At 61.2% G+C, this 2,841-nt stretch carries 4 protein-coding genes; 3 read left to right on the top strand and 1 reads right to left on the bottom strand.

Translation table 11 applies throughout. The features are described from left to right. Window positions 1–484, bottom strand: a 484-nt coding sequence (locus AC11W3_RS16825; RefSeq protein WP_484093394.1) for a biotin carboxylase N-terminal domain-containing protein, incomplete at its 3' end; no start/stop codon positions are given. A 499-nt stretch (window positions 485–983) separates the two neighbouring features. Between AC11W3_RS16825 and murI the strand changes: the two genes are divergently transcribed. From murI to AC11W3_RS16810, 3 genes are read left to right on the top strand one after another with little or no spacing between them, the layout of a single operon-like run. Then, on the top strand, window positions 984–1,820 hold the full coding sequence (gene murI, locus AC11W3_RS16820; protein ID WP_484089584.1) for a glutamate racemase: 837 nt from the start codon (window positions 984–986) through the stop codon (window positions 1,818–1,820). Next, on the top strand, window positions 1,807–2,367 hold the full coding sequence (locus AC11W3_RS16815; RefSeq protein ID WP_484089574.1) for a GerMN domain-containing protein: 561 nt from the start codon (window positions 1,807–1,809) through the stop codon (window positions 2,365–2,367). Before murI ends, AC11W3_RS16815 begins: the two co-directional genes overlap by 14 nt. Window positions 2,368–2,384: 17 nt before the next feature. Further along, complete coding sequence (locus tag AC11W3_RS16810) at window positions 2,385–2,762, top strand: hypothetical protein (RefSeq protein ID WP_484093393.1); 378 nt, start codon at window positions 2,385–2,387, stop codon at window positions 2,760–2,762. Window positions 2,763–2,841 lie beyond the last annotated feature (79 nt).

Raw genomic sequence — 2,841 nt, 5'->3', positions numbered from 1 at the left:
TGATGATCGGATAGCCGTAGTTCTTGGCGAAGATCAGCGCTTCCTCTTCGTGCTCGATCGGCTCCTCGGTCCCCGGGACGGTGGCGACGCCGGCGGCCTTGGCGACCTTCCTGGCGGCGACCTTGTCCCCCAGGGCGCGCTGCATCTGCGCGGTCGGTCCGATGAAGGCGATGCCGTTGGCCTCGCACTTCTCGGCGAACTCGGCATTCTCCGCCAGGAAGCCGTAGCCCGGGTGGATGGCGTCGACCTCGCGCTTTATGGCCAGCGCGATGATCTCGTCGATGCCGAGATAGGCGTCGATCGGGCTCTTCCCCTTGCCCACCTGGTAGGCTTCGTCCGCCTTGTAGCGGTGCAGGGACAGCTTGTCCTCATCGGAATAGATGGCAACCGTGCTGATCCCCAGCTCGGTGCAAGCCCGGAAGATCCTGATCGCGATCTCCCCGCGGTTGGCCGCCATCACCTTCCTGAATTTCCTTACCTCCATCGCCTCTCCTTTGTCATCCTTCGTTGGTGTAATAAAACATATTTGGTGAGCGTAAACATAGAGCCAACAATAAAAAGTATCGAAACTTCGAATATTTAGCTGTGCAGGGGAAAGGGCTATATGAAAGCATTTGTCGATCGTTTTGTCAACTACACAATGCCGTTATAGTCGTATACTTGTGTAACAATTTGACGCACCGGCACAATATCCGCGGGCCCCCCCGGTAAGGCGATGAGGAAAGGCTAAACTTTGTTTTAAAATCGTGCATACGGAATGAGACGGTCGGTACCGTGGGGGCAGGGCGTTTCGGGAGGTCGCGGCTGAGGCCTTGGCACGGGCTGTTTCAGCCGGACGGAAACCTTGACAATGCGCCGTGCGATCTAATAACATAGCCACTTTCCGCTGGCGTCACCGGGCCCCGTTGGCCCCCTGGAGCGGGTGGTCCCGACCCCGGTCGGCAACGAGAGCTGGATCTAGCATGAAGATGGAGAAGAGCATTTTGGCCTGGAAAGCAATCGGGATTTTCGACTCCGGCGTCGGCGGCCTCACGGTACTGAAAGAGGTGGTACGGGCGCTGCCGCAGGAAGACACAATTTATCTAGGCGATACCGCCCGGGTCCCTTACGGCACCAAATCGCCGGAGACGGTGATCCGCTACTCGCACCAGATCGCCCGCTACCTCCTGGGGCGCGACATAAAGCTCCTGGTGGTCGCCTGCAACACAGCCTCCGCCGTGGCCCTCCCCTCCCTGGAAAAGGAGTTCGACATCCCCATCGTGGGGGTCATCGAGCCTGGCGCCCGGGCTGCGGCAGGGGTCACCCGAAGCGGCAAGGTCGGGGTCATCGGCACCGCGGCAACCATCGCCAGCAGCGCCTATACCAAGGCCATCAAGAGGATCAACCCCGAGATCGAGGTGGTGACCCGAGCCTGTCCCCTTTTCGTGCCGCTGGCCGAGGAGGGGTGGGTGGACAACGAGGTGGCCAGGCTGACCGCACGGATGTACCTGGGCGAGCTGAAGGAGCAGGGGGTCGACACCCTGGTGCTGGGCTGCACCCACTACCCCATCCTCAAGGAGGTCATCGCCGAGGTCATGGGTCCCGGGGTGACCCTGGTCGATTCGGCCGAGGAGACGGCCCTTACCGTGGCGGGGATCCTTTCCGAGCGGGACCTCCTGCGGCCCAAAGGGGAGAAGGGGAATCATCATTACTATGTCACCGACATCCCGGCCGGATTCATCAGGGTCGGGAACCGCTTCCTCGGGGGGCGGCTCGGCGATGTCTACCAGGTGAACCTGGAGCAGGAGCTTCAGGAAGGAGGCGTCCTTGAAGAAGCGTAGAAGCAACGCCAAGGGAATTCTGCTGCTCGCCTTTTTGGTCTTCGCCGTGGTCCTCGGTGGACTCGTGTTCAGGAAGTACAATACCGCCGCCACCCGCGCCGTTCAGCCGCCGGCCGCCGCGCCCGCCGGGAGCGTGGTCACCACCCTCTTCTTCGCCTCCCCCGACGGGAAGGGGCTTGCGCGCGAAGGGCGCGAGGTCGAGATGGAGGAGGGGGTCGAGGACGGGATAGAGACCGTGGTGGACGAGCTGATCAGCGGCCCGCTGGGAAGCCTCGCCCCGACGCTCCCGTCGAGTGCACGGGTTCTCGGCGTGCACCTGAACGGGGACGTGGCGCAGATCGATTTCGGCCACGAGCTGAAGGAGGGGATACCCTCGGGGAGTTCCGCGGAGATGGCCGCCGTCTATTCCATAGTCGACACGGTCACCACCAATTTCCCGCAGGTAAAGGCGGTACAGATCCTGATCGAGGGCGCTCCGGTCGATAACCTCGGCCATCTGGAATTGAAGGATCCGCTGCGTCCCGACTTCAGTCTCGAGCAGAAATAGTATAAAAGGGGATGATCATGAAGATGCCGTTTTTGCAGGCGATCAAAGAGCAGGTGCTGGTTTTGGACGGCGCCATGCTGCCGGCGGCGGCATCGTTTATCAAGGACAACGCTATAACCCTGAAGCAGCTGCCCGTGGCTTACTTTACCGTCGGCAGCACCCTCTTCGTTGACACCCCCGCGAACCGCGCGGTTGTGGCGGAGTATACCTCCCCGCAAAAGGTGCTCGTCACACCCATTTCCTCCGCGGATTTCGCCGGCGTGTTTGATCCGAAGAAAGTGTCGTTTGCCGAGCGTCTGCTTGCCAAAGCGGTAAAGACCCCCGAGGGCGATTACCGCAATTGGGAGGCGATCCGTGCTTGGGGTGCGAGTCTGGTCTCTCTTTTTGCTAATTGATCACCCTTGGTTCACTTCGACCCTTCGGCAGGCTTAGGGCTCGGTGAACGGCGAGGACGCAGGCATTGGCCTGCGTCCT

It is taken from the genome of Geomonas sp. (assembly GCF_056994735.1).
This window is presented reverse-complemented; position numbering and strand designations above follow the sequence as displayed.